The organism is Pseudomonas sp. So3.2b (genome assembly GCF_019464415.1).
GTDB classification, from domain to species: domain Bacteria; phylum Pseudomonadota; class Gammaproteobacteria; order Pseudomonadales; family Pseudomonadaceae; genus Aquipseudomonas; species Aquipseudomonas shahriarae.
Genome location: NZ_CP080494.1, coordinates 1579268 through 1605223 on the forward strand (window position 1 = coordinate 1579268; position 25956 = coordinate 1605223).

A 25956-nucleotide genomic window follows, 5' to 3' on the forward strand; every position below is an offset into this window, starting at 1 on the left:
TCACAACGCGGCGGTTTTTTTGAAAGGTGCACTGTGATTAATGCAGGTGATCGGGGGCTTCGGCCTTCCTTCGCTTTCCCCGGCGGCTCCGACCGCTTTAACGCAGACTTCTAGGGTTTTTCATGACGCGCTACATATTCGTCACGGGCGGTGTTGTTTCTTCATTGGGGAAAGGCATTGCCTCCGCTTCGTTGGCGGCCATCCTGGAGGCGCGGGGACTTAAGGTCACCATGCTCAAGCTGGACCCGTACATCAACGTCGACCCGGGCACCATGAGCCCGTTCCAGCACGGTGAAGTGTTCGTCACCCACGACGGCGCCGAGACCGACCTGGACCTGGGCCACTACGAGCGGTTCATCCGCACGACCATGACCCAGAACAACAACTTCACCACCGGCCGTGTCTACGAGCACGTGCTGCGCAAGGAGCGCCGTGGTGACTACCTGGGTGCAACCATCCAGGTGATCCCGCACATCACCGACGAAATCAAGCGCCGCATCATCAAGGGTGCAGGCGATGCCGACGTGGCGATGGTCGAGATCGGTGGCACCGTGGGTGACATCGAATCCCAACCGTTCCTCGAAGCCATCCGCCAGTTGCGTTTCGAAGTCGGCGCCAAGCGCGCGATGCTGATGCACCTGACCCTGGTGCCGTACATCGCCACCGCTGGCGAAACCAAAACCAAGCCTACCCAGCACTCGGTCAAGGAACTGCGTTCCATCGGCCTGCAGCCGGACGTGCTGGTATGCCGCTCCGATCACCCGATCGACATTTCCTCGCGTCGCAAGATCGCCCAGTTCACCAACGTTGAAGAACGTGCGGTGATTGCCCTGGAAGACGCCGATACCATCTACAAGATCCCAGGCATCCTGCATTCCCAGGGCCTGGATGATTTTGTGGTCGAGCGTTTCGGCCTGCAGTGCAATGGCGCGGACCTGTCCGAGTGGGAAGCGGTGGTTGACGCCAAGCTCAACCCTGAGCACGAAGTCACCATCGCCATGGTTGGCAAGTACATGGAGCTGCTGGACGCGTACAAGTCGCTGATCGAAGCGATGAGCCACGCGGGCATCAGCAACCGTACCAAGGTCAACCTGCGCTACATCGACTCCGAAGACATCGAAAACCAGGGCACCGCGCTGCTCGAAGGTGTGGATGCGATCCTCGTGCCAGGCGGTTTCGGCCTGCGTGGCGTGGAAGGCAAGATCACTGCCGTGCAGTACGCTCGTGAGAACAAGGTGCCTTACCTGGGTATCTGCCTGGGCATGCAAGTGGCCGTTATCGAGTTCGCTCGTAACGTGCTGGGCTGGAAAGACGCCAACTCCACCGAGTTCGATCACACCAGCGGCCACCCGGTCGTGGGCCTGATCACCGAGTGGGAAGATGCCACCGGCGCTGTCGAAACCCGTACCGAAAGCTCCGACCTGGGCGGCACCATGCGCCTTGGCGCACAGGATTGCCTGCTGGAGTCCGGCTCGCTGGTGCACGACTGCTACGGCAAGGACGTGATCGTCGAGCGTCACCGTCACCGTTACGAAGTGAACAACAACCTGCTGCCGCAGATCAAAGCGGCTGGCCTGAAAATCTCCGGTCGCTCCGGTGATGGCAAGCTGGTTGAAGTGGTCGAAGCCCCGGATCATCCATGGTTCGTCGCTTGCCAGTTCCACCCTGAGTTCACTTCGACGCCGCGCGACGGTCACCCGTTGTTCAGCGGTTTCGTTAAAGCAGCACTGACGCAACATCAGAAGAAGGCGTAAACCTGATGGCCCAGAAGATCATTCGCGTAGGCGACATCGAAATTGCCAACGACAAGCCCATGGTGCTGTTTGGCGGCATGAACGTGCTGGAAAGCCGCGACATGGCGATGCAGGTCTGTGAAGAGTACGTAAAGGTTACCGAGAAATTGGGTATCCCTTATGTATTCAAGGCCAGCTTCGACAAGGCGAACCGTTCGTCCGTGACCTCCTATCGCGGCCCGGGCCTTGAAGAAGGCATGCGGATCTTCCAGGACATCAAGCAAGCCTTCGGCGTGCCGATCATCACCGACGTCCACGAGCCTGAACAGGCTGGTGTGGTCGCCGAGGTATGCGACATCATCCAGTTGCCGGCCTTCCTGTCGCGCCAGACCGACCTGGTCGTCGCGATGGCCAAGACCGGCGCTGTGATCAATATCAAGAAAGCCCAGTTCCTCGCGCCCCAGGAGATGAAACACATCCTGAACAAGTGCGTGGAAGCGGGTAATGACCAGTTGATCCTCTGCGAGCGTGGTTCGAGCTTCGGCTACAACAACCTCGTGGTGGACATGCTTGGTTTCGGCATCATGAAACAGTTCGAATACCCGGTGTTCTTCGACGTGACCCATGCGCTGCAAATGCCTGGTGGTCGAGCCGATTCCGCCGGTGGCCGACGTGCCCAGGTACTGGATCTGGCCAAGGCCGGTATCAGCCAGTCCCTGGCAGGCCTGTTCCTGGAAGCCCACCCGGATCCGGACAACGCCAAGTGCGACGGTCCTTGCGCTCTGCGCCTGGACAAGCTGGAGCCATTCCTGGCCCAACTCAAGCAATTGGACGAACTGGTCAAGAGTTTTCCGACGGTAGAGACCGCGTAACCCGCGTTTCTCCGGTAAACTTTCCGCGCTTTATGCTCAGGCCCCCGGGCCTGAGTCTTGTCGTCTGCAAGCCTGCCCCGTTGTTCCACCCTTGCGGTCGGTCAAAAGATTTCCTTCAGCTGCGTCGTTTTCGTCAACTTTGGAGTGTTTACAACAATGGCAAAAATCGTCGACATCAAAGGTCGTGAAGTTCTCGACTCCCGTGGCAACCCCACCGTCGAAGCCGACGTGCTTCTCGATAACGGCATCATCGGCAGCGCCTGCGCGCCGTCCGGTGCTTCCACCGGTTCGCGCGAAGCGCTGGAACTGCGTGATGGCGACAAGAGCCGTTACCTGGGCAAGGGTGTCCTCAAGGCAGTAGCCAACATCAACGGTCCGATCCGCGACCTGTTGCTGGGCAAGGACCCGCTGGACCAGAAAGCCCTCGATCACGCGATGATCAAGCTCGACGGCACTGAAAACAAAGGCAGCCTCGGCGCCAATGCGATCCTCGCTGTATCCCTGGCAGCTGCCAAGGCTGCCGCCCAGGACCAGGACCTGCCGCTGTACGCGCACATTGCCAATCTGAACGGCACTCCGGGCGTGTACTCGATGCCAGTCCCAATGATGAACATCATCAACGGTGGCGAGCACGCAGACAACAACGTCGATATCCAGGAATTCATGGTGCAGCCAGTGGGCGCCAAGACCTTCTCCGAAGGCCTGCGCATGGGTACCGAGATTTTCCATCACCTCAAAGCGGTACTGAAGGCCCGTGGCCTGAGCACAGCAGTGGGTGACGAAGGTGGTTTTGCACCGAACCTGGCGTCCAACGAAGATGCACTGAAAGTGATCTCCGAAGCCGTGGCCAACGCTGGCTACAAGCTGGGCACCGACGTGACCCTGGCCCTGGACTGCGCGGCCAGTGAGTTCTACGAAGATGGCAAGTACAACCTGTCCGGCGAAGGCCAGGTGTTCAACTCCGAAGGTTTCGCGGAATACCTGAAGGGCCTGACCCAGCGCTACCCGATCATCTCGATCGAAGACGGCCTGGACGAGTCTGACTGGGACGGTTGGAAAATCCTTACCGACAAGATCGGCGAGAAGATCCAACTGGTCGGTGACGACCTGTTCGTGACCAACACCAAGATCCTGAAAGAAGGCATCGACAAGAAGATCGCCAACTCGATCCTGATCAAGTTCAACCAGATCGGCACCCTGACCGAAACCCTGGAAGCCATCCAGATGGCCAAGGCTGCGGGCTACACCGCCGTGATCTCCCACCGCTCCGGCGAAACCGAAGATTCGACCATTGCCGACCTGGCTGTGGGCACCTCGGCGGGCCAGATCAAAACCGGTTCCCTGTGCCGTTCCGACCGCGTTTCCAAGTACAACCAATTGCTGCGTATCGAAGAGCAACTGGGCGGAAAAGCCAAATACAACGGTCGTGGCGAGTTTCGCGGCTGAGTAGTTGATGGTAAAAAGACAAAGGATTGTGTCGGAAAACTCGCTGTAGAGTGAATTTGCGCACTAATCTGATGCCTATCAAGCACAAGCCTGGGTCTTCCAGGCTTCGTGCTATCAGTTGCTTCAAAAGTTTTGCATGGCTGTCTTTTTTCACTGGATACCCGATATTCGATGCGCAGTCCCAATTGGTTGTTCCTCGTCCTGCTCTTGCTGCTGGCTGGCCTGCAGTACCGCCTTTGGGTGGGCAATGGCAGTCTGGCGCAGGTGACCGACCTGACCCAGCAAATTGCCGCGCAGCACGCCGAGAACGAGGTGTTGCTGGAGCGCAACCGTGTGCTCGATGCCGAAGTGCTTGAGTTGAAAAAAGGCATGGAGACCGTTGAAGAGCGGGCTCGTCATGAATTGGGCATGGTCAAGGAGGGCGAAACCCTCTACCAGTTGGCCCAATGAGCGCCTGTTTGCCGGCCTTCTGGGCCGTGATTCCTGCCGCGGGCGTCGGTGCCCGTATGGCCGCGGACCGTCCCAAGCAGTATTTGCAGTTGGGCGGGCGCACTATTCTCGAACACAGCCTTGGCTGTTTTCTCGACCATCCGAGCCTCAAGGGGCTGGTGGTCAGTCTGGCGGTCGATGATCCTTACTGGCCCAACCTGGCGTGTGCTGCCGACCCGCGTATCCAACGTGCGGACGGCGGGGCAGAGCGCTCAGGCTCGGTGCTCAATGCACTGTTGCAACTCAATGCCCTGGGCGCCGGCGATGACGACTGGGTGCTGGTGCACGATGCTGCGCGGCCGAACCTGAGCCGCGAAGACCTCGACACGTTATTGGCGCAGTTGGCGGACGACCCGGTGGGTGGCTTGCTCGCCGTACCGGCCCGCGACACCCTCAAGCGTGTCGACAAGCGGGGGCGGGTGGTGGAAACCATTGACCGTAGCCTGATCTGGCAAGCCTACACCCCGCAAATGTTCCGCCTCGGCGCCTTGCACCGCGCGTTGGCCGATAGCCTGGTGGCTGATGCGCTCATCACCGATGAAGCCTCGGCCATGGAGTGGTCTGGCCAGGCGCCACGTTTGGTGGAAGGGCGTGCGGACAATATCAAGGTGACGCGGCCGGAGGATCTGGAGTGGCTTAGGTTGCGGTGGGCTAATCGCCGGTAGGCTGCTGGACCGAGGTGACTTCATCGCAGGCAATCCAGCTCCCATACCTGACCGCATTCCAACAGAGATACGCGGTCAGGTGTGGGAGCTGGCTTGCCTGCGATGAGGCCAGGCCAGGCACCCCAGATCACCCGCCATACTCCGGCCGCCCAGCCAACCCCTCCTTCAAGAACTCCACCAACTTGCGCACCTTTGGCGATAAATGCCGCTGTTGCGGATACAGCGCCCACACTGCCGTATTCGGCGGTTGATGGGATTCAAGCAGTGAAACCAGCGCGCCGCTGTGCAAGTGCTCCAGCACGTAATAGTCCGGCAACTGGCACAACCCCACCCCTTGCAACGCCGCATCCAGCACCGCTTGCCCACTGTTGCAGCGCCAGTTTCCCTGCACGCGCTGGGAAAATTCGCGTCCATCCTGCGCCAACTGCCAAATATCCGAACTGCCGATCAGGCAGTTATGCCGGCTCAGTTCCGACAAGCTATGGGGGCGCCCGTACCGCTCCAGGTAGGACGGCGACGCACAGAGATACATGCGTCTCGGCGCCAGGCGGCTGGCGACCATTCGTGAATCCTGCAGGCGGCCCAGGCGAATCGCCAGGTCCAGGCCTTCATGCACCAGGTCGAGGGGGCGGTTGCTCAGTTCAATATCCACCCGCAATTGCGGGTAAAGCCCCATGAAGCGTGTTACCAACGGCACGATAAAACGTTCGCCATAAGCCACGGCGCAGGTCATGCGCAACATACCCTTGGGTTCACTGGTCAGGTCGCCCACTGCGCGCAAGGCTTCTTCGCGTCCGTCTTGCAGGCGTTGGCAATGTTGCAGAAAGGTCTGCCCGGCCTCGGTCAGCGTGACGCGCCGGGTGCTGCGATAGAGCAGGCGGGTTTGCAGGCGTTCTTCCAGGCGTGCCACCTGGCGGCTGATATGGGACGAGGACACGCCCAGGCGTTCGGCGGCAGCGGTAAATTGGCTGCACTCGGCCACGGCGACGAACTCATCAATGCCTTCCCAGCGGTTTTCAAGCATGGTGATTATCCCAGTACAGCAATAATGTTTTGCTTTTGTCTGGATTATTAATCAATGAGCCATGTTTTACACTGCCCGTCTTACTTTTTAAGCCCCAGGAGAAACCCGGATGATCAAGTCACGCGCCGCTGTCGCCTTTGAAGCCAAGAAACCACTGGAGATCGTGGAAGTGGATGTCGCCATGCCCAAGGCTGGTGAAGTCCTGCTGCGCGTGGTTGCCTCCGGGGTTTGTCATACCGATGCCTACACCCTGTCGGGCGCCGATCCGGAGGGTATTTTCCCGTCGATCCTCGGCCATGAAGGCGGTGCGGTAGTCGAAGCGATTGGCGAAGGTGTGACCTCGGTAGCCGTGGGTGACCACGTGATCCCGCTGTACACCCCGGAATGCGGCAAGTGCAAGTTCTGCCTGTCGGGCAAGACCAACCTGTGCCAGGCCATCCGCGCAACCCAGGGCAAGGGCCTGATGCCGGACGGCACGACGCGCTTCTCCTACAAGGGCCAGCCGATTTTCCACTACATGGGTACTTCGACCTTTTCCGAATACACCGTGTTGCCGGAAATCTCCGTGGCCAAGATTCCTAAAGAAGCTCCGCTGGAAAAAGTCTGCCTGCTGGGCTGCGGCGTCACCACCGGTATCGGTGCGGTAATCAACACCGCCAAGGTCAAGCCGGGCGATACCGTGGCCATCTTCGGCCTCGGCGGGATTGGCTTGTCGGCTGTGATCGGTGCAGTGAAGGCCAAGGCCGGCCGTATCATCGCCATCGACATCAACCCGGCCAAGTTTGAAATCGCCAAGCAACTGGGCGCCACCGACTGCATCAACCCGAAAGACTACGACCGGCCGATCCAGGACGTTATCGTCGATTTGACCGACGGCGGCGTGGACTTTTCCTTCGAGTGCATCGGCAATGTCCAACTGATGCGCGCGGCCCTGGAGTGCTGCCACAAAGGTTGGGGCGAGTCGGTGATCATCGGTGTCGCCGGGGCCGGCCAGGAAATTTCCACCCGTCCCTTCCAGCTGGTGACCGGTCGCGTCTGGCGCGGTTCGGCTTTCGGTGGCGTGCGTGGCCGCAGCGAGTTGCCAAGCTACGTGGAAATGGCCCAGAGCGGTGAAATCCCGTTGGATACCTTCATCACCCACACCATGGGCCTGGAAGATATCAATAAGGCGTTCGACCTGATGCATGAAGGCAAGAGCATTCGTACCGTCATCCATTTCTGAGGTCGGCCATGAGTCTGCAAAACCTGTCATGCCAGAAGAGCTTCGGCGGCTGGCATAAGCGTTACAAACATCATTCCGATGTGCTGGACTGCGACATGACCTTCGCCGTCTACCTGCCACCCCAGGCGGAGCAGGGCGGCAAGTTGCCGGTGCTGTACTGGCTGTCGGGGCTGACCTGCACCGATGAGAACTTCATGCAAAAGGCCGGCGCGCAACGTATGGCGGCCGAACTGGGAATAATCATCGTCGCGCCGGACACCAGCCCCCGTGGGCCGGGTGTACCGGGCGATCCGGAGAATGCCTGGGATTTTGGCCTGGGTGCCGGGTTTTACTTGAATGCCACGCAAGAGCCGTGGAGCAAGCACTATCGGATGCATGACTATGTAGTGCAGGAATTGCCGGCGTTGGTTGAAGCGCATTTCCCGGCTTCCGACAAGCGTGGCATCAGCGGGCACTCCATGGGCGGCCACGGTGCGCTGGTGTGTGCCTTGCGCAATCCTGGGCGCTACCAGTCGGTGTCGGCGTTCTCGCCGATCAACAATCCGATGGATTGCCCTTGGGGGCAGAAGGCTTTTTCCCGCTACCTGGGGGAAGAGCGTTCGAAGTGGCGCGAATGGGATGCCTGCGTGCTGATCAGCGAAGCCTCGGAAAAACTGCCGTTGCTGGTGGACCAAGGCGATCGCGACGACTTCCTCGCCACCCAGCTCAAGCCCGAGGCCTTGCAACAAGCCGCCAAGGCCGCCGGCCATCCGCTGGAGCTGCGCCTGCAGCCGGGTTATGACCACAGCTACTTCTTTATCGCCAGCTTCATCGAGGACCACTTGCGTCATCATGGACGTGCTTTGCTCGGTTAATGTCCGGCAAAAGTAGGTAGAATCACGCCCTGAATTAACTCGGGGCGTTTTTTTATGCGTATTGGCCACGGCTATGATGTGCACCGTTTCGCCGAAGGCGACTTCATCACCCTGGGCGGCGTGCGCATTGCGCACCACCATGGGTTGCTGGCTCATTCCGACGGCGACGTTGTGCTGCATGCCTTGAGCGATGCCTTGCTCGGCGCGGCGGCGTTGGGGGATATCGGTAAACACTTTCCGGACACCGATCCCACCTTCAAGGGCGCGGACAGTCGCGTGCTGCTGCGGCATGTGGTCGGCCTGATCCATGCCAAGGGCTGGAAGGTCGGTAATGTCGATAACACCATCGTCGCCCAGGCGCCCAAAATGGCCCCGCATATCGAGTCGATGCGCGCAGTGATTGCCGCCGATCTGCAAATAGAACTGGATCAAGTCAACGTGAAAGCCACCACCACCGAAAAACTCGGGTTTACCGGTCGAGAAGAGGGCATCGCCGTGCACTCCGTCGCCTTGTTGCTGCGCGCATGAACGACCTGCAACTGTTGGGGCCGCGGGCCTATGGTGAAGCACTGGGCAGCGCGGTACTCAAGGCGACGGCTGAGGACTTCCAGGTGGACGAGGTGCTGGATATCCCGCTGACCGGCGAAGGCGAGCACCTGTGGCTGTGGGTGGAAAAGCGTGGCCTGAACACCGAAGAGGCCGCGCGGCGCATTGCCAAGGCTGCCGGCGTGCCCTTGCGCACGGTCAGCTATGCCGGCCTCAAGGATCGCCAGGCGCTGACCCGCCAGTGGTTCAGCGTGCAACTGCCCGGCAAGGCCGATCCAGACCTGAGCGCGGCGGAAAACGACACCCTGAAGATCCTCAAGACCGCCCGCCACAAGCGCAAGTTGCAGCGTGGCGCCCATGCGGCCAACGGTTTTACCCTGCGCCTGACCCAACTGGTCGGTGACCACGCCGCGATCGATGCGCGCCTGCAGCTGATCGCCCAACAGGGTATCCCCAACTATTTCGGCGCCCAGCGGTTTGGCCATAACGGCGGTAACGTCGTCGATGCCCGCGACTGGGCGACCCGCAAGGCCTTGCCGGAGCAGCGCAATGTGCGTTCGCGCCTGCTGTCGACCGCGCGCAGCTTTGTGTTCAATAAAGTGCTGGCGGCGCGGGTTGCCGATGGTTCATGGCAGCGCGCCCAGGTCGGTGACTTGCTGGCGTTCACCGACAGCCGCAGCTTTTTCCCGGCCGGGGAGGCGGAGTGCAGCGATCCGCGCCTGGCCATCCTCGACCTGCATCCCACCGGCCCGCAGTGGGGTGAAGGCGAATCGCCCGCCAGCGGCGCCACCCATGCGCTGGAGCAAACCGTCGCAGCGAGCGAAGCAGACCTGTGCGATTGGCTGGCCAAAGCCGGCATGAGTCAGGAGCGACGCATTCTGCGACTGCCCATTGGCGGGTTGACGTGGCATTATCCCGAGACTGACATTCTGCAATTGGAATTCGTCCTGCCGGCCGGATGCTTCGCCACTGTTTTGGTGCGCGAGCTTGTTGATCTGGTGCCGGTGGGGCAGACGGACAGCCCATGCGTATTCTGATATCTAACGACGACGGGGTCACCGCCCCCGGCCTTGCCGCGCTTCATGCTGCGCTGGCCGATTACGCCGAGTGCGTGGTGGTTGCACCGGACCAGGACAAAAGCGGCGCCAGCAGTTCGCTGACGCTCGACCGTCCTTTGCACCCGCAAACGTTGGCCAACGGCTTTATCAGCGTAAATGGCACGCCGACCGATTGCGTGCACCTGGCGATCAACAGTTTGCTGGTCGATGAGCCGGATTTAGTGGTTTCCGGGATCAACCTGGGCGCCAACCTGGGCGATGACGTGTTGTACTCCGGCACCGTGGCGGCGGCCCTTGAAGGGCGTTTCCTGGGACGCACGGCATTTGCCTTTTCGTTGGCGTCGCGCCAGGTGGATAACCTGGCGACCGCCGCGTACTTCGCGCGCAAACTGGTGGAGGCCCACGACACCCTGGTGCTGCCGCCACGTACAGTGCTCAACGTCAATATCCCCAACCTGCCCCTGGACCATATTCGCGGTATCCAGTTGACCCGCCTGGGCCATCGCGCCCGCGCCGCGGCACCGCTGAAAGTGGTCGATCCCCGTGGCAGGGAAGGCTACTGGATTGCTGCAGCGGGCGACGCCGAGGATGGCGGGCCGGGCACGGACTTTCATGCGGTGATGCAAGGTTATGTTTCGATTACCCCGTTACAACTTGATCGCACCTTCAATGATGCCTTCGGTGGTCTCGATCCCTGGCTGGAGGGGCTGCGCTGATGGCTCGTGAACAGGACGACCTGTTGCGCCGTGGCATCGGCATGACCTCCCAGCGCACCCGTGAGCGATTGATCCAGCGGCTCTACGAAGAGGGGCTGTCCAACGCCCAGGTGTTGGAAGTCATCCGTCGTACCCCGCGTCATCTGTTTGTCGATGAGGCCCTGGCCCATCGCGCCTATGAAGACACCGCGCTGCCCATTGGCCATAACCAGACCATCTCCCAGCCCTACATGGTGGCGCGCATGAGCGAGCTGCTGCTGGCGGCGGGTCCGCTGGACAAAGTGCTGGAAATCGGCACCGGCTCCGGCTACCAGACCGCCGTGCTCTCGCAGTTGGTGGAGCGGGTGTTTTCCGTCGAGCGGATCAAGGTCCTGCAGGACCGGGCCAAGGAGCGCCTGGTGGAATTGAACCTGCGCAATGTGGTGTTTCGCTGGGGGGACGGCTGGGAGGGCTGGCCGGCATTGGCGCCCTATAACGGCATCATCGTGACGGCCGTGGCCACGGATGTGCCTCAGGCGCTTCTCGACCAACTGGCCCCGGGTGGGCGCCTGGTGATTCCGGTCGGGTCGGGTGAAGTGCAGCAACTGATGTTGATTGTGCGCGAAGAAGAAGGTTTTTCGCGGCATGTCCTGGGGGCAGTGCGTTTTGTGCCGTTACTTAATGGGCCGCTGGCCTGATCATTTATGACGGCGCACTGAATTCTATTGCCGGGTATGTGTCTTACAGCGGGGTTCATTGAGTCAACATCAAGTTGGGTAGTTACTTAACGAGATGAATTTTTCGTTTCTACCTTGTTGCCGGTTAAAGTCCGGCAGCCAGTTATACTGGCGACATATTTCAAGCCTGATACAGGCGTTCATGTTTCAGCCACCACAAAGGGAGCGGCGGGTGAGTCTCACAGTCATTGCGCAGCGTATGAGTAAAACGAGCTTTCAGCGACTGGTGATTGGCCTTGTCTTGAGTTCCTTGTTGGCTGCCTGTTCCAACACAGGCGGCGGGGCACGGGTCGTCGACCGCAATAGCGCGGCACCGCAGCGGCCTACGGTGACCACCGGGCAGTACGTGGTGCGCAAGGGCGATACTATGTTCTCGATCGCCTTCCGTTATGGTTGGGATTACAAGGCGCTGGCCGCGCGGAACAACATCCCGGTGCCCTATACGATACATCCGGGGCAAACGATACGTTTCGATGGGCGCACGGGTTCGGCACCCACGGCAGTTGTGACAAAATCCGGTTCCTCGGCTTCTTCTTCCAGCAAGACGACGGTCTTCACCCGGCCTGCAGGCACCGCTGCGCCGGCGGCTGCGAGGAAGCCGGCACCCGCGCCGTTGCCACCTGTGGGGCCTGCGCCGAAGGGTTGGGGATGGCCCTCAAATGGCATTCTTATTGGAAAATTCTCTTCAAACGGTAGTTTGAATAAAGGCATTGATATCGCCGGGGATTTGGGACAGCCTGTTTTAGCTGCGTCTGATGGGACTGTTGTATACGCCGGGAGTGGTTTACGGGGCTACGGCGAATTGGTCATCATCAAACACAGCGATACCTACGTCAGTGCCTACGGTCATAACCGCAGGTTGTTGGTTCGGGAGGGGCAGCAAGTCAAAGTCGGACAGACAATTGCCGAGATGGGGTCAACTGGTACAGACCGGGTGAAACTGCACTTTGAGATTCGCCGCCAAGGTAAGCCTGTAGATCCACTGCAATTCCTACCCCGGCGTTGATGTGTTGTCAGCCTGTTCCCTCACGTAGAAGGAACAGGCTCCAGCGTTGCCAAGGATAAAGGCGTCGCTTGAGCTTGAGGTCGAACTCACCAAAGGACTATAACAATGGCTCTCAGTAAAGAAGCGCCGGAGTTTGACATCGACGATGAGGTTCTCCTTATGGAGACCGGCATCGGTACGGATTCGATGTCGAATGAGGGACCCGCTGTACCTTCAGTTCGTACCAAGTCCAAAAACTCCACAGCGTTAAAACAGCATAAGTACATTGATTACACCCGGGCGCTCGATGCGACCCAGTTGTATCTCAATGAAATCGGCTTTTCCCCCTTGCTCACTCCCGAAGAAGAAGTCCATTTTGCGCGACTGTCGCAAAAGGGTGATCCTGCTGGGCGCAAGCGCATGATTGAAAGCAATCTGCGACTGGTGGTGAAAATCGCCCGACGCTATGTCAATCGTGGGCTGTCCCTGTTGGACTTGATCGAAGAGGGCAACCTCGGCCTGATCCGGGCAGTGGAGAAGTTTGACCCCGAGCGGGGTTTTCGCTTCTCGACCTACGCTACCTGGTGGATTCGCCAGACCATCGAACGGGCAATCATGAATCAGACCCGGACCATCCGGTTGCCGATTCATGTCGTCAAGGAGCTTAACGTGTACCTGCGGGCAGCACGTGAGCTCACTCAAAAGCTGGATCATGAACCATCGCCTGAAGAGATCGCCAACCTGCTGGAAAAACCGGTGGGAGAGGTCAAGCGCATGCTGGGTCTTAATGAGCGTGTGTCTTCGGTCGATGTCTCGCTGGGTCCGGATTCCGATAAAACCCTGCTGGACACCCTGACGGATGACCGACCAACGGATCCGTGTGAGCTGTTGCAGGACGATGACTTGTCGCAGAGCATCGACCAATGGCTTTCGGAGCTGACGGACAAGCAGCGCGAAGTGGTGATTCGCCGCTTCGGTCTACGTGGCCATGAGAGCAGTACCCTGGAGGATGTTGGCCTGGAGATCGGCTTGACCCGCGAGCGGGTGCGGCAGATCCAGGTTGAGGGTCTCAAGCGTTTGCGGGAGATCCTGGAGAAGAATGGCTTGTCGAGTGAGTCGTTGTTTCAGTAACGGCTTGTAAGGTAGCTATGAGAACGCCCGGTGCATGGGAATGCACCGGGCGTTTTGCGTTGTGGGAGCCCGGCTTGCCGACGATGGCGACCTTGAGGGCGGCTCTCGCTGGCAAGGGCAGCATCAAATTCCAGGCATAAAAAAACCCCGCTTTTAAGGGCGGGGTTCTTTCGACTAAGTCAGTACAAGTTAGATAACTTGAACTTCTTCAGCTTGCATGCCTTTCTGACCGCGGGTAGCGATGAAAGAAACCTGTTGGCCTTCTTTCAGGCTTTTGAAGCCGTCGGATTGGATAGCTTTGAAGTGAACGAACAGGTCGTCACCGGATTGTGGAGTGATGAAGCCGAAGCCTTTTTCATCGTTGAACCACTTAACGGTACCAGTTTGGCGATTAGACATGGTGTATCTCCTTGGACAAAGTTAACTGCGACTCAGGAAAAGCCCTGGCCGAGACTGAGTGCAAAGAGCAGGAAAAATTCTTGGAGATGGTTGGATCGAAATTCAACATATCGTGTAGAGATTCTCAGTGACACAAGCAGCACAGTGGCGCCACCTTAACCCTTTTTCCGGAACGTGCCAATGGTATTTCCGAAGGTTTCTCTATTTTCGTGACTGGCGGTGCCTTTTACAGGCCTGCGGCCCTTTAATTCAGGGGCAGGGCCCGCCCCATACGGCTGACAGTGATCGGGCGCAACTTAATCAAGAAAAACCCCCGCGTCCTTTGAACCGCGAGGCCAGCCCCGGTAAGATGCCCAACAGAATTTTCCACCTCGCTATTCAGGACACCCGCCATGAGCATCAAATCGGACAAGTGGATTCGCCGCATGGCGCAAGAGCACGGCATGATCGAACCCTTCGTCGAGCGCCAGATGCGCGGAGAGGGCGCCGAGCGCCTGATTTCGTTCGGGGTTTCCAGCTATGGCTACGATGTGCGTTGCGCCGATGAGTTCAAGGTGTTCACCAACATCAACTCGGCCACCGTCGATCCGAAAAATTTCGATGAAAAGAGTTTCGTCGATGTGAAGAGCGACGTGTGCATCATCCCGCCAAACTCCTTTGCCCTGGCGCGCACTGTCGAGTTCTTCCGTATTCCGCGCAATGTGCTGACCATCTGCCTGGGCAAGAGCACCTACGCGCGCTGCGGCATTATCGTCAACGTGACTCCGCTTGAGCCGGAATGGGAAGGCCACGTGACCCTGGAGTTTTCCAACACCACCACCTTGCCGGCCAAGATCTACGCCAATGAAGGCGTCGCACAGATGCTGTTCTTCGAATCCGACGAAGAGTGCGAAGTGTCCTATAAAGACCGTGGCGGCAAGTACCAGGGCCAGCGCGGCGTCACCCTGCCACGCACCTGATCGAAACGTCTTACAGGGCAAGGGAATTTGTCAGCGGGCAGGCACTCTATTGGGAGTACTGCCTCGGCGCGTGCACAGCGCGCCGAGCCACGCTTGAGGAGTACCCTATGAAGATCGACCCGCGAATCAGCGCCGAACTTGCCCGGCTTGAACCCAACCAGATTGGTGTTCTGGCCTGGTCCCTGATGGCCGACCCCGCCGCCGGCGGCATCCCTGGCCAGCCTGACCCCGATACCCCGGAACAACCTACCGAGCCTGGTGTGCCGACCCTGCCGGATGAGCCACCACCCGCTCCAGTGGCCTGACAGGCCTCCACAAACCGCTGGTAGCTTTTGTGGTGGCGAGCGGGCTTGCCCGCGTTGGGCTGCGCAGCAGCCCTGAAACCTGGCGCCGCGGTGTATCTGAAGACAGGCGGCAACGTTACAGGGGCTGCTACGCAGCCCGACGCGGGCAAGCCCGCTCGCCACAGTAAGGCCTCTTGCCTTGGCCTCTTACTTCAGATTGCCACTTAGAAACTGCCGCAAACGCTCGCTTTTCGGGTTGCCCAGCACGTCTTCCGGCGTGCCTTCCTCCTCCACCAGCCCGTGGTGCAAAAACAGCACCTGGCTGGAAACCTTGCGCGCAAAACTCATCTCGTGGGTCACCATGATCATGGTCCGCCCCTCTTCAGCCAGGCCCTGGATCACCTTCAGCACTTCGCCCACCAGTTCCGGGTCGAGGGCCGATGTCGGCTCGTCGAACAGCATCACCTCCGGCTCCATCGCCAGGGCGCGTGCGATCGCCACTCGCTGTTGCTGGCCCCCCGAGAGGAACGCCGGATACTGCTCGGCCACCCGTGCCGGCAGCCCTACCTTCTCCAGATAACGCCGGGCACGGTCCTCGGCGTCCTTTTTGCTGCAGCCCAGGACCCGGCGGGGGGCCATGCTGATGTTTTCCAGCACGCTCATATGGCTCCACAGGTTGAAGTGCTGGAACACCATCGCCAGGCGGGTGCGCAGGCGCTGTAGCTCGGCTTCGTCGGCCACGCGCATGCCGTGGCGGTCGCTGACCATACGGATCGGCTGGCCATCCAGGCTAATGGCGCCGTCATTGGGTTGTTCAAGAAAGTTGATGCAACGCAGGAAGGTACTTTTCCCCGAGCCGCTGGCGCCGATCAGGCTGATCACATCACCGCTTTTGGCCTTTAGCGAAACACCTTTGAGCACTTCATGGTCGCCATAGCTTTTATGCAGGCCTTCAACGGTCAGTTTGTACATGGGGCGTGCATCCTCAAGGCGATAGTAAATAGCCGCTGCGATAGGGCGTAAGGCCGGCGACATGGGCAATCACCATGCCGGCCGTGGCCATGCGCCGTAGCGAGCGGGCGTACATCAGGCCGGCATGGCGGCAGTGAACGGGGGTGACGCGGTCGTGAATGGGGTCAATGACCTCGGCGACCAACTGCCCGGCCTCCAGGTATTCTCCTGGCAGCGCGTGGAACACCAGCAAGCCACCTAGCGGGGTTGCCACCGGTTCGACGGCAGCCAGCGGCGTGGCGGGGTAGGGCAAGTCGGGCAGGGGTGCAGGTTCGCCGCTGATGGCGCCAAATCGGATCAGATAGTCGATGATCGCCTGGCAATCGAGACTGGCCAGGCCGTGATTGACATCGCCTTGGCCGCGCAACTCCAGGGTCACGGAAAAACTGCCCTGGGGAATCTCGAAGCGCTCGCCAAAACGTTGCTGCAATTGCCACCAGAGCAGGGTGAAACACTCATCGAAGGATTGCCCCCCGGAATCGGTGGCCAGCAGGCAGGCTTCGGCGCCGATGTAACGGGCCAGCGGCTCGACCTGCGGCCAGGCCTCGGGCGTGGTGTAAAGGTGGGCGACGGCTTCGAAGTCGCAATGCAGGTCCAGCACCATATCGGCATCACAGGCCAGGCGTTGCAGCACCAGGCGCTGGGATTGCAGCTGCGTGGCCGGTACATGGCGGTCGAGGGCCTGGCGCAGGCTGTCGCGGATCAGCGCGACGTTGCGCCTTGGATCATCCCCCAGCCGGCCCTCGACCTGATTGCCGACCTCGTCACTGAGGTCGACAAACAGGCGATTGAAATTCTGCCCGCTCTCCAGCTCGTAGCGGCCCAGGGGAATGTCCATCAGCACTTGCTCCAGGCCCACTGGATTGGCCACCGGCACCAGCACGATTTCGCTGCGCAGGCGGCCGGCTGCAGCCAGTTCCGCCAGGCGTACCTTCAAGTGCCAGGCCACCAGCATGCCGGGCAGTTCGTCGGCGTGCAGCGAGGATTGGATGTAGATTTTGCCTTCGGCCTGCTCTGGCCCGAAGTGAAAGCTGTGGATCTGCCGTGCCGTGCCTGGCACGGGGGCGAGGAGGGGATGAATCTGTTGCCGCATAGGGGCTCCTTAATGGCTCGGCCCGAGAAAGGCCAGCCAGCGCCGCTCCGCCAGACGAAACAGACCGACCAGGGCAAAGGTCACGGTCAGGTAGATCAGCGCAGCGATACCAAACGATTGGAAAGTCAGGAAGGTGGCCGAGTTGGCGTCCCGGGCGACTTTGAGGATGTCCGGGATCGTCGCGGTAAAGGCTACCGTCGTCGAGTGCAGCATCAGGATCACTTCATTACTGTAGTACGGCAATGAACGGCGCAGGGCCGACGGCATGATCACGTAGGCGTAGAGTTTCCAGCCGCTCAGGCCATAGGCTTTCGCCGCTTCGACCTCACCATGGGCCATGCTGCGGATGGCTCCGGCGAAGATTTCCGTGGTGTAGGCGCAGGTGTTGAGGGCAAAGGCCAGAAGGGTGCAGTTCATCGCGTCGCGAAAAAACGCATCCAGCAATGGTTGTGCGCGAACCGCAGCGAGGCTGTAGATACCGGTGTAGCAGATCAGCAGCTGGATATAGAGCGGTGTGCCGCGAAACAGGTAGGTGTAGAACTGCACCGGCCAACGGACCCAGCGCTTGGGTGAGACGCGGGCGATGGACAGTGGGATCGACACCACGAAACCCATGCAGATCGAGGCCGTGAGCAGCCACATCGTCATGGCCAGGCCGCTCATATGGTTGCCATCGCTGTAGAGGAAAGGCCGCCAGTACTCCTGCAACAGTTCGATCATCGCACGGCCTCCCGTGAGCCGGCGGCGTAACGGGCTTCCAGCCTGCGCAGGACGAAGTTTGATGCGCTGGTAATGGCCAGGTAGATCAAGGCCGCCACTACCAGGAAAAAGAACAGTTGGTAGGTACTTTTGCCGGCATCCTGGGCAGCCTTGACCACGTCGGCCAGGCCGATGATCGACACCAGCGCCGTAGCCTTGAGCATCACCATCCAGTTATTGCCAATGCCCGGCAAGGCGAAGCGCATCATTTGCGGGAAGGTCACGTAGCGAAAGCGCTGCCCGCGCTTGAGGCCATAGGCCGTGGCGGCCTCGAGCTGGCCGCGGGGCACGGCGAGGATCGCGCCGCGAAAAGTCTCGGTGAAATACGCACCGTAGATAAAGCCCAGGGTAATCACCCCGGCGCCGAACGGGTTGATCTCGATGTATTCCCATTCCATGTAGTCGGTGAAGCTGGTCAGCCAGGTTTGCAGGCTGTAGAAAATCAACAGCATCAGCACCAGGTCCGGCACGCCGCGAATCAAGGTGGTGTACAGCTGCGCGGGAATGCGCAACAGCGCCAGGCTCGACAACTTGGCGCTGGCGCCGATCAGTCCCAGCAGCACGCTGACGGCCAGGGACAGCACCGACAGCTTGATGGTCATCCAGGTGCCTTGCAGCAACAGCGGGCCAAACCCTTTCAAGCTGAACGCGCCAAGCCCGAGGGTCTGCAACAGGTCTTCAAACATGGGGTACGCCTTTGGCAATCGGTAGTGCGCCCACCCCTTGGAGCGGCGGGCGCCGCAGCGTTATTTGCCGCTGTACAGGTTCAGATCGCCGAAGTGTTTTTTCTGGATGGTGGCGTAGGTGCCATCATCGTGTAACGCTTTGATACCTTTATCCAGAAGGGCTTTGAGCTCTTTGTTACCTTTTGCGATGCCGACTGCGGTCTTGGAGGGCAGCAATTCGCTGTCTACGGGCTTGCTGACTTCATAGCCCGCCCCTTGTGGCGATTTCAGAAAGCCCAGTTCGGCCTGCAGCATGTCCTGGATCGACGCATCCAGGCGGCCCGAGGTCAGGTCGGCATAGACTTGGTCCTGGTTCTGGTAGGCCTGGGTTTTCACTCCGGCCTTGTCCAGCACAGCCTTGGCGTAGGCTTCCTGGATGGTGCCTTGTTCATAGCCGACGGTCTTGCCCTTGAGAGAGGCGATGTCTTCGCTCAGGCCCGAGCCTTTCTTGAATACATAGGAGGTCGGCCCGGAAAACAGCTCGCTGGAGAAGTCGATGACCTTCTCGCGGGCCGGGGTCACGGTCATGGACGAAATCACACCGTCGAACTTCTTGGCTTTCAGGCCCGGGATCATGCCGTCAAAGTCACTTTCCACCCACTTGCAGGTGACCTTCAGCTCCGCACAAATGGCATTGCCCAGGTCGATATCGAAGCCCACCAGGCTGCCGTCGGCGGCCTTGGATTCAAATGGCGCATAGGAAGGGTCCACACCAAAACGCAATTCTTTGTATTCCTTGGCCAAGGCGGTACCGGCGGCCATGCACAGTGCGAGTGCAGAAAGGGTCAGCAATGCTTTTTTCATTATGTAATCCCTGGGAACCAAGATAAGCGCTTGTGGCGCGATTAGGACTGTTACTGAACGGTGTCAGACGAATCGCAAGTAGCAATTTCTGCACCATAGTTCTGAACAGTCTTTTTAATTGGCGGGATTACACGAAGGGTAACGTAGGAAGCGCCCGATATCGGGCGCTAAAAATCTTCAGCACCATTGCAGTGCGGGCGGGGCGCCTACGTGGGATTACTTTCCCGGAACCAGGGTCAGACGAGTCTTGCCATACACCTTTTCAAAGTTCTGTGGCTGCATCGGGAAGCTCAGGTATTGCGCCTTGAGCCACGGATCAATGCCATTGGCATAGTTCGGGCTGGCAGGGTTGCCGGATTGGCCGATCCCGCCTTGACCCATCATCGGTTCCACCTGGCCGAAATCGACAATCATGCGCAGGGCCTGGACTTGGCTGGTGGCGAAATCCTGCCCCCAATTGTAAGGCGTTGCGTTCAACGTACTGTGATCGCCGCCGGCTGCCAATGGGCCGCGAATCGTCTGGCCGCCGGTGTTTTTCCAGGTGTAGCTGTGCAGTTTGCCCCATTGCCAGGCCTTGTGATCTGCGCCCAACTGGCTGTCGCCGGCGGTGATTGCAGCAGCCAGGCTGCGGGCGAGAATCGCCGGTTTGTCTTCTTTGCCAGGGGTGCGCAGGTCGTCCCAGAACGGGCTGTCTTCACGCCCCAGCAGATGGTCGGCCTGGGCCGCGTAGGACAGGTTGGCGTTGCTGACAAAGGCTTTCCAGGTGGCGCTGGATTCCGGGCCCAGCTCGTCGAGGAAAATCTGCCTGGCGCTTTCCTGCAGGAACAGTTGGTAGATCGCGGCGTCGGCCGAGGTGGCTGCCAGCCGCCCGTCGAACGCCATCAGGCGGCCCAGGGCCTGCTGCGCCTTGGCCCGCTCAGCGGCAGGAAGGGCATCAACCGCCTGCTTCAGTGGCTGGGCCATGCCCGGCGCCTGGAACATGCTTTTGAGTTTGGCGGCGAACAGCGTGGTCTGGTCGTACTGCATGGCGATCACGCTGCGGCTGTCGTGCTTGCCGTTGCCGGCCAGTTGCGCCAGGCGTTCGCTGCGCTCCGGCGCGGCCCAGGAGTTGGACAGTTGCATGCCGTAGCCGTGGGGCACCGTACGCTGGTTGGCCGTGCCGACCCAGCCCTGTGGCGGGTCCTGGTCATAGGGATGCAGCATCGCATCGGCGTAGCCGTCCCAGTCAAAGCGCCCGTCCCAGCCCGGCGAGGGCAGCAGGCCTTCACCTTCGCGGCGGTTGGGGAACCGCCCGGTGACCTGCCAGCCGATATTGCTGGCGTCGGCAAATACCATGTTCAGGGCGATGGCCCGAATCTCGCGGCTGGCGTCCGAGGCTTTTTCCACATTCTGCGCCCGGGACAGGTCGAAAAACGCATCCAGGCTCTTGTCGTCCTTGAAACTGGCGGTTTGCAGGGCCAGGCCGTAACCGCTGGTCAGCGACTGGGCGCTGTTGAGCAACGGTCCGTGGCGGGTTTCGTACACCGCCTCGCGAATCGGCCGCTGGCCCTTGGCGAAGAAGGTTTCGTTACGCACGATTGTCGGCAGCCATTTGCCGTTGTGCTCGTAGTACAGCGCGCTGCCCTGGCGTTTGACCTTCTCCAGGAACAGGTCCTGGGTATCGCCGGACACCTGGCTCATGCTCCACGCCACCTTGCCGTTGAAACCGGACAGCAAGGTAGGAATCCCGGCAATCGACACCCCGACCGCCTGGTATTTCGGCGCGCGGATTTGTACGAAATTCCACAGGGACGGCGCCTGCATAGGCGTAGACAGGTCGTTGGCCAACAGGCTGCGACCACTGCGGCTGCGTTGCGGGGCGATGGCCCAGTTGCTGGAGGTGGAAACCCCAAGGGTGTTAAGGCTGCCCAGGTGTTCGTTGATGCTGTTGAGCGTGGCAAGGCCGGGAATCTGCCCGAGATTGACGCCCTTGAGCTTGTCGGACTCCGCCACAGGCAGCGGTTCGTCCGGGTAGCTTGGGGTCAGCCAGGCGAGTTTGTCGGCGCCGACTTTTTGCGCCAGTACCAGGGCGGACAACTCTTCCTGCAGGTTGGCCGACTCACTGAAATTCAGCAGGCAAAACAACAGCGCCGAGTCCTCCGGCTTCCAGTACTCGGGCTTGTAGCCAGTCTGGGCCAGGTCCGTCGGCAGTTTGTCGCGGTAGCGGAACAGGTAGGCGTTGACCCCGCGGGCATACACTTCAAAGAAGCGCTTGAGGCGCGGCGACGAGGCGTTGTACAGCTCGCTGGCGCTTTTCTTCAGGTTGACGGCGCGCATGAAGCGGTCGACATCCAGCACGTCCGGACCGGACATCTCCGCCAGTCGGCCCTGGGCCAACAGGCGCAGGGTAACCATCTGGTTGATTCGGTCGCTGGCGTGCACATAACCGAGGGTGAACAGTGCGTCGTGGAAGGTATTGCTTTCAATCAGCGGCATGCCCTGGCTGTTACGCCGTACGGAAACATTCTGCGCCAGGCCCTTGAGCGGCTGCACGCCGGAAACGGGGGGCAGGGTGTCCTGGCTGTTCAGGGACTGGCAACCGGCCAGGCCCAAGGCACTGGCCACTGCCGCGGCAACGCCGAACCGGGGAAGAAAACGTGAAAGGGCTGGCGAGGCCATGGCAAAGCTCCTGCGGGGGGTAGCGTCAGTAAAGGCGCTACGTTAGTGAGCGCGGCGAACCGACGCAAGCGGGAGGCGATGCTAATTTTCAGGATTTGATTGAGCACATGTGCGAGCTGTCGAGCTTTAGCCAGGCTGCGATAGGAGCATCGTGCTGTATCTGGCAGCCCCAGCGCCTGCATCGCAGCCTCGCCGGGGGCTCGACAGCTCCCACAGGGGGGAGCGTGCATCAGGGTTTCGGCGGGTTGACCTTCTGCACCAGGTCATAGGCTCGCACTGTCGCCGGGCGTTCCTTGATCAGGTTGAACCAGCGATGCAGGTGGGGGAAATCTTCCAGGCGCTGGCTCTGCCATTTGTGGGACACGATCCACGGGTAGATCGCCATATCGGCAATGCTGTAGGTCTCGCCGGCAACGAAGCTGCGGTCCGCCAGGCGCCGGTCGAGCACGCCATAGAGGCGCGCGGTTTCATCGACGTAGCGTTTGATCGCGTAGGGGATTTTTTCCGGGGCGAACTGGCTGAAATGGTGATTCTGCCCGGCCATCGGGCCCAGGCCGCCCATTTGCCAGAACAACCATTGCAGCACTTCCTGGCGACCGCGCAGGTCCTTGGGCAGGAACTGGCCGGTTTTTTCCGCGAGGTACAGCAGGATGGCTCCGGATTCGAACAGCGAAATCGGCGCGCCACCGTCGCTCGGGTGCTGGTCGACAATGGCAGGAATGCGGTTGTTGGGAGCGATCTTCAGGAAGTCTGGCTTGAACTGGTCGCCCTGGCCGATGTTGATCGGGTGCACCTCGTAGGGCAGGCCTGCTTCTTCCAGGAACAACGAAATCTTGTGACCGTTGGGGGTGGTCCAGTAATACAGGTCGATCATGAAGCTCTCCAGGATTGGTGATGCTTGAACGGGCAGGACGCCCGCTGATGTGCCTGTAGGTATAGGTAGTGCTCAGCTACCGAAAATTCAATGAAATATTTGCGTCTAACGATAGAACTGTAGGAGCCGGCTTGCCGGCTCCTGCGGGACGCGTATCAGGCGCCGTGGCACTTCTTGAACTTCTTCTCGCTGCCGCATGGGCATGGATCGTTGCGGCCAACGTCCTTCAATGCGTTGCGCACCGGTTCCTGGTGGGCATGGCCGCAGTTCGGGCCGTGGACATGACCATGGTCGTGATCGTGGTGATCGTGATTGTGGTTGCAGTCAGGACCATGGACATGGGGTTGCTGAGTCATTGGTGTCGCTCCGGAATAAAATCGCCGGGGATTATCTCGCCATTGCGCATCACGTGCACGTCGTTACCGATGAATAATCCGGTTTTCAACTCACCTTCCAGGCGATAGGGGATGGGGCGGTGCGGATTTTTCAGCAGGTCGGCGATCTCCCGCACCTGTGGCCACAGGTTGGTGCGCACCGTGACCTTGAAAAATCCCCGGCCATGGGGCGGTATGGTCAGCCACTCGTTGGATTCGCCCTCGGTCAGCTCCACGTCAGCCAGGCTGATCTTATAGATCAGGCCGCGCACGGTGAGGTCCGAGTCGTCACGGTTATCTACGCGAAAGTGCAGCTTGAATTTCTGCTCCAGTAGCTTGGCCCGCACCAACTCGACCTTGACCAGGTGGATCTGTGGCGGCGGCGTGTCATCGGCGAACCAGGACGCACAGCCCGAGAGGCCAACGGTCAATACCATTAAACAGCTGTAGGTTCGTAATCGGCTGACCATGACGCAATCCCTTGTAGGAGCCGGCTTGCCGGCGATGGTCGTCAACGATGACGAGTGTTGTGTGGTTTAACGCAGTGTCCTTGGTTTTTAAAGGTAACTGGAACAGCACTTCTTGAACTTCTGCCCACTGCCGCACAGGCAGGCATCATTACGCCCGGCCTTCACCTCCACCGTAGGATCAATAAAGTACCAACGCCCATCGTTCTGTACGAAAGACGACTGTTCGCGGTGGCTGTGTTCGCCGGTGCTGTCATGCCAGCGTGCGGTAAAAGTGACAAAGGCATGTTCCGGCTGCCCACCAAACACCTCGGAGCTTTCCACCTCCAGGCCGAGCCAGGTGCTTTGTGCGCTCCAGGCCCCGATGGCATCACGGTCGAGGCCGTTCTGTTGTGCCGGTAGCGTAGTGGCCACCAGGTAGTCCACCAGCCCCAGCACATAGGCGCTGTAGCGTGAGCGCATCAACGCGGTGGCGCACGGCGCGGGGTGGCCAGTGTGGTAGTGGCCGCAACAGGCATCCAGCAGGTTGCCGCTGCCGCAAGGGCAAATGGATGTACTCATGGTTACCACCAATACTTTCCGAAATTTTCCGGGTTGGCCCAGAACCGGGCATTCAGCCAGTCCGGCACTTGTTTGTATTCAAGCAGATCGTAGGTAAACAGCGTCAGTACCTGATTGTCGCGGCAAAACTGCTCATTGGTCTGCAGGGCCAGGGAGAAAAAGTCGGTGTCCTTCCAGCCGCAGGCGGCAAGGTCGGCGAGAACGGCGATGCGGCTGGCATTGAGGTTGCGCACGCCGCCCAGCAGCTCCAGACCTGCACGTTTTGACAGGTGCTCCAGGCAATCGACCACCAGGGCCAGGTCAAATCGCTGGGCGGCCACCTCAGGTGGCAATGGCCCAGGCCCGGCGACGCAGACCACGGTGTCAGGGTGTGCCTGCTGGAATGCCTCCAGCGCCGGGAAGTGGCCGGCGCCCAACACCAGCAGGCGTTTGGGGGCTTGGCGATCAAGCAGGGCAGCGAGTGCTTGCTGCGGAGTACGGGAAGAATTGCCGGCGGTCATCGAAGATCCTCACATCAGAACCTTCAAGACTAGCCTGCTTGAGCGTGCGGGCCTAGAGCGGGCGCTCGCCTGTCGACCGGAAAAAGCGGCCTCGGCCAATGAATACGGGGGTATGGCCGGCTGGCGCAGATGAAAAGAGCGGTCTTTACTCCACCCATCGGCTTGCGGCCGATCCCCTCAGGAGAAATCAAATGAGCATCATGCGGACAGCTCTACCCTTGGTTCTGCTAACCGGAGTATTGACAGGTTGCGCAGGCTTGCAAAAAACCGACTGGCCCACCTGTGCCGCCCTCGGCGGCGTAACCGGGGCCGCGCTGGGCGCTACCGAAAGCTCTTCATGGGCTGGCGGTGGCGCATTGTTGATTGGCGGCATGGCCGGCGCCTATTGCTGGGTGCATGGCGACGGTGACGAAGACGCGGATGGCGTCCCGGACAGTCGCGACAAGTGCCCGGGCACCCCGAAGGGCGTGCAGGTGGATGCCAACGGCTGCCCGCCGGTACCTGAGGCGGTCGTCGTCGAGGAAGTGGTCGTGGTCCAGGAAGAGACCATCGTGATTCGTGATGTGCACTTCGAGTTCGATTCGGCCCGGCTGACGGCCGCCGACAAAACCAAGCTCGACACGGTTGCCACACGCCTGAAACAGGAAGCGCCGAGTGCGCAGTTGCGGGTCAGCGGGCACACCGACAGCGTCGGTAAAGATGCCTACAACCAGAAACTTTCGGAAAAACGCGCCCGTTCGGTGACCGAGTACCTGGTCAGCTCCGGCGTGCCCCGCAGTAACTTTGTGTCGGTGACGGGGGCTGGTGAGAGCCATCCGGTGGCCGACAACAAAACCGCCGACGGCCGCGCCCAGAACCGTCGCGTGGAAATTCAAATCAACCGCTAAGACATTTCTGATATGCCCCTGGGTGGTGCCAGGGGCATTTCTTACAGCTGTATCAGACGAATCTCGGCGATCTGGCCGCCAAGTCGCAGCCTTCTCAAGTTTTTTAATCCTTCACTGGCAAATCGCCTGTAGAACTCGTTACTG

Annotated in this window: 29 protein-coding genes; 16 read left to right on the forward strand and 13 right to left on the reverse strand. The window is 60.1% G+C overall.

Annotated elements, in window-relative coordinates; genetic code table 11:
• Positions 1-122 precede the first annotated feature (122 nt).
• The 5 genes from K1X80_RS06970 to ispD all read left to right on the forward strand — a co-directional run bounded on the left by K1X80_RS06970 (position 123) and on the right by ispD (position 5205).
• A complete protein-coding gene (locus K1X80_RS06970) occupies positions 123-1754 on the forward strand; it encodes a CTP synthase (RefSeq protein ID WP_057439891.1) in 1632 nt (543 codons plus the stop codon).
• Between the two features lie 5 nt (positions 1755-1759).
• Positions 1760-2605, forward strand: coding sequence for a 3-deoxy-8-phosphooctulonate synthase (gene kdsA / locus K1X80_RS06975; RefSeq protein ID WP_057439889.1), 846 nt, complete (start codon positions 1760-1762; stop codon positions 2603-2605).
• Between the two features lie 156 nt (positions 2606-2761).
• Positions 2762-4051: a phosphopyruvate hydratase gene (gene eno, locus K1X80_RS06980; protein ID WP_029297253.1), complete on the forward strand. Its 1290-nt coding sequence runs from the start codon at positions 2762-2764 to the stop codon at positions 4049-4051.
• 171 nt (positions 4052-4222) lie between these two features.
• Entirely contained in the window at positions 4223-4501 is a 279-nt protein-coding gene (ftsB, locus tag K1X80_RS06985; protein WP_029297251.1) for a cell division protein FtsB, read from the forward strand.
• Positions 4498-5205: a 2-C-methyl-D-erythritol 4-phosphate cytidylyltransferase gene (gene ispD / locus K1X80_RS06990; protein ID WP_057958703.1), complete on the forward strand. Its 708-nt coding sequence runs from the start codon at positions 4498-4500 to the stop codon at positions 5203-5205. The genes ftsB and ispD overlap by 4 nt, the downstream gene beginning before the upstream one ends.
• A gap of 127 nt (positions 5206-5332) precedes the next feature.
• Here the strand turns inward: ispD and K1X80_RS06995 are convergent, their stop codons facing one another.
• A complete protein-coding gene (locus K1X80_RS06995; RefSeq protein ID WP_057958704.1) occupies positions 5333-6229 on the reverse strand; it encodes a LysR substrate-binding domain-containing protein in 897 nt (298 codons plus the stop codon).
• A gap of 109 nt (positions 6230-6338) precedes the next feature.
• Between K1X80_RS06995 and K1X80_RS07000 the strand changes: the two genes are divergently transcribed.
• The 8 genes from K1X80_RS07000 to rpoS all read left to right on the forward strand — a co-directional run bounded on the left by K1X80_RS07000 (position 6339) and on the right by rpoS (position 13457).
• Positions 6339-7451, forward strand: a complete 1113-nt coding sequence (locus tag K1X80_RS07000) for an S-(hydroxymethyl)glutathione dehydrogenase/class III alcohol dehydrogenase (RefSeq protein ID WP_057439887.1) — start codon at positions 6339-6341, stop codon at positions 7449-7451.
• Positions 7452-7459: 8 nt separating this feature from the next.
• Positions 7460-8305: an S-formylglutathione hydrolase gene (gene fghA, locus K1X80_RS07005; RefSeq protein WP_057958705.1), complete on the forward strand. Its 846-nt coding sequence runs from the start codon at positions 7460-7462 to the stop codon at positions 8303-8305.
• 54 nt (positions 8306-8359) lie between these two features.
• The gene (gene ispF / locus K1X80_RS07010; protein ID WP_029297241.1) at positions 8360-8833 is read left to right on the forward strand and encodes a 2-C-methyl-D-erythritol 2,4-cyclodiphosphate synthase; all 474 of its coding nucleotides are present in this window, start codon (positions 8360-8362) and stop codon (positions 8831-8833) included.
• Positions 8830-9888, forward strand: a complete 1059-nt coding sequence (truD, locus tag K1X80_RS07015; protein ID WP_169990175.1) for a tRNA pseudouridine(13) synthase TruD — start codon at positions 8830-8832, stop codon at positions 9886-9888. The genes ispF and truD overlap by 4 nt, the downstream gene beginning before the upstream one ends.
• Positions 9876-10625 (forward strand): 5'/3'-nucleotidase SurE, encoded by a 750-nt coding sequence (gene surE, locus K1X80_RS07020; protein ID WP_057958707.1) that lies wholly within the window; start codon positions 9876-9878, stop codon positions 10623-10625. Before truD ends, surE begins: the two co-directional genes overlap by 13 nt.
• A gap of 41 nt (positions 10626-10666) precedes the next feature.
• On the forward strand, positions 10667-11302 hold the full coding sequence (locus K1X80_RS07025) for a protein-L-isoaspartate(D-aspartate) O-methyltransferase (RefSeq protein WP_169865481.1): 636 nt from the start codon (positions 10667-10669) through the stop codon (positions 11300-11302).
• A 211-nt stretch (positions 11303-11513) separates the two neighbouring features.
• Positions 11514-12347 (forward strand): peptidoglycan DD-metalloendopeptidase family protein, encoded by an 834-nt coding sequence (locus K1X80_RS07030; RefSeq protein WP_057958708.1) that lies wholly within the window; start codon positions 11514-11516, stop codon positions 12345-12347.
• Positions 12348-12452: 105 nt separating this feature from the next.
• Complete coding sequence (rpoS, locus tag K1X80_RS07035) at positions 12453-13457, forward strand: RNA polymerase sigma factor RpoS (RefSeq protein ID WP_057958709.1); 1005 nt, start codon at positions 12453-12455, stop codon at positions 13455-13457.
• A 189-nt stretch (positions 13458-13646) separates the two neighbouring features.
• On the opposite strand, the gene K1X80_RS07040 is transcribed toward rpoS, so the two are convergent.
• Positions 13647-13856 (reverse strand): cold-shock protein, encoded by a 210-nt coding sequence (locus K1X80_RS07040; RefSeq protein ID WP_002554837.1) that lies wholly within the window; start codon positions 13854-13856, stop codon positions 13647-13649.
• Positions 13857-14248: 392 nt separating this feature from the next.
• Here K1X80_RS07040 and dcd point away from each other — a divergent pair, with 392 nt between their 5' ends.
• Complete coding sequence (gene dcd / locus K1X80_RS07045; RefSeq protein WP_003219273.1) at positions 14249-14815, forward strand: dCTP deaminase; 567 nt, start codon at positions 14249-14251, stop codon at positions 14813-14815.
• Between the two features lie 107 nt (positions 14816-14922).
• Complete coding sequence (locus K1X80_RS07050) at positions 14923-15120, forward strand: hypothetical protein (protein WP_029297182.1); 198 nt, start codon at positions 14923-14925, stop codon at positions 15118-15120.
• Between the two features lie 186 nt (positions 15121-15306).
• Here the strand turns inward: K1X80_RS07050 and K1X80_RS07055 are convergent, their stop codons facing one another.
• The 11 genes from K1X80_RS07055 to K1X80_RS07105 all read right to left on the reverse strand — a co-directional run bounded on the left by K1X80_RS07055 (position 15307) and on the right by K1X80_RS07105 (position 24925).
• Positions 15307-16071, reverse strand: a complete 765-nt coding sequence (locus K1X80_RS07055; RefSeq protein WP_057958710.1) for an ABC transporter ATP-binding protein — start codon at positions 16069-16071, stop codon at positions 15307-15309.
• 13 nt (positions 16072-16084) lie between these two features.
• On the reverse strand, positions 16085-17203 hold the full coding sequence (locus K1X80_RS07060; RefSeq protein ID WP_057958711.1) for a succinylglutamate desuccinylase/aspartoacylase family protein: 1119 nt from the start codon (positions 17201-17203) through the stop codon (positions 16085-16087).
• Positions 17204-17212: 9 nt separating this feature from the next.
• Entirely contained in the window at positions 17213-17923 is a 711-nt protein-coding gene (locus K1X80_RS07065; RefSeq protein WP_057958712.1) for an ABC transporter permease, read from the reverse strand.
• The gene (locus K1X80_RS07070; RefSeq protein WP_057439877.1) at positions 17920-18648 is read right to left on the reverse strand and encodes an ABC transporter permease; all 729 of its coding nucleotides are present in this window, start codon (positions 18646-18648) and stop codon (positions 17920-17922) included. The genes K1X80_RS07065 and K1X80_RS07070 overlap by 4 nt, the downstream gene beginning before the upstream one ends.
• Positions 18649-18708: 60 nt before the next feature.
• On the reverse strand, positions 18709-19491 hold the full coding sequence (locus K1X80_RS07075) for a transporter substrate-binding domain-containing protein (protein ID WP_057958713.1): 783 nt from the start codon (positions 19489-19491) through the stop codon (positions 18709-18711).
• Positions 19492-19707: 216 nt separating this feature from the next.
• On the reverse strand, positions 19708-22149 hold the full coding sequence (locus tag K1X80_RS07080) for a penicillin acylase family protein (protein WP_220172752.1): 2442 nt from the start codon (positions 22147-22149) through the stop codon (positions 19708-19710).
• 229 nt (positions 22150-22378) lie between these two features.
• Positions 22379-23023 carry a glutathione S-transferase N-terminal domain-containing protein gene (locus K1X80_RS07085; RefSeq protein ID WP_115127542.1) on the reverse strand — a complete coding sequence of 215 codons (645 nt, stop codon included), beginning with the start codon at positions 23021-23023 and terminating at the stop codon, positions 22379-22381.
• 155 nt (positions 23024-23178) lie between these two features.
• On the reverse strand, positions 23179-23379 hold the full coding sequence (locus tag K1X80_RS07090) for an SEC-C metal-binding domain-containing protein (RefSeq protein WP_220172753.1): 201 nt from the start codon (positions 23377-23379) through the stop codon (positions 23179-23181).
• Positions 23376-23867: an LEA type 2 family protein gene (locus tag K1X80_RS07095; protein ID WP_057439868.1), complete on the reverse strand. Its 492-nt coding sequence runs from the start codon at positions 23865-23867 to the stop codon at positions 23376-23378. The genes K1X80_RS07090 and K1X80_RS07095 overlap by 4 nt, the downstream gene beginning before the upstream one ends.
• Before the next feature lie 87 nt (positions 23868-23954).
• Positions 23955-24425, reverse strand: a complete 471-nt coding sequence (locus K1X80_RS07100) for a YchJ family protein (RefSeq protein WP_057439866.1) — start codon at positions 24423-24425, stop codon at positions 23955-23957.
• Between the two features lie 2 nt (positions 24426-24427).
• The gene (locus tag K1X80_RS07105) at positions 24428-24925 is read right to left on the reverse strand and encodes a DUF6231 family protein (RefSeq protein ID WP_057439863.1); all 498 of its coding nucleotides are present in this window, start codon (positions 24923-24925) and stop codon (positions 24428-24430) included.
• A 191-nt stretch (positions 24926-25116) separates the two neighbouring features.
• Here K1X80_RS07105 and K1X80_RS07110 point away from each other — a divergent pair, with 191 nt between their 5' ends.
• Positions 25117-25812, forward strand: a complete 696-nt coding sequence (locus K1X80_RS07110) for an OmpA family protein (RefSeq protein ID WP_120731974.1) — start codon at positions 25117-25119, stop codon at positions 25810-25812.
• Positions 25813-25956 lie beyond the last annotated feature (144 nt).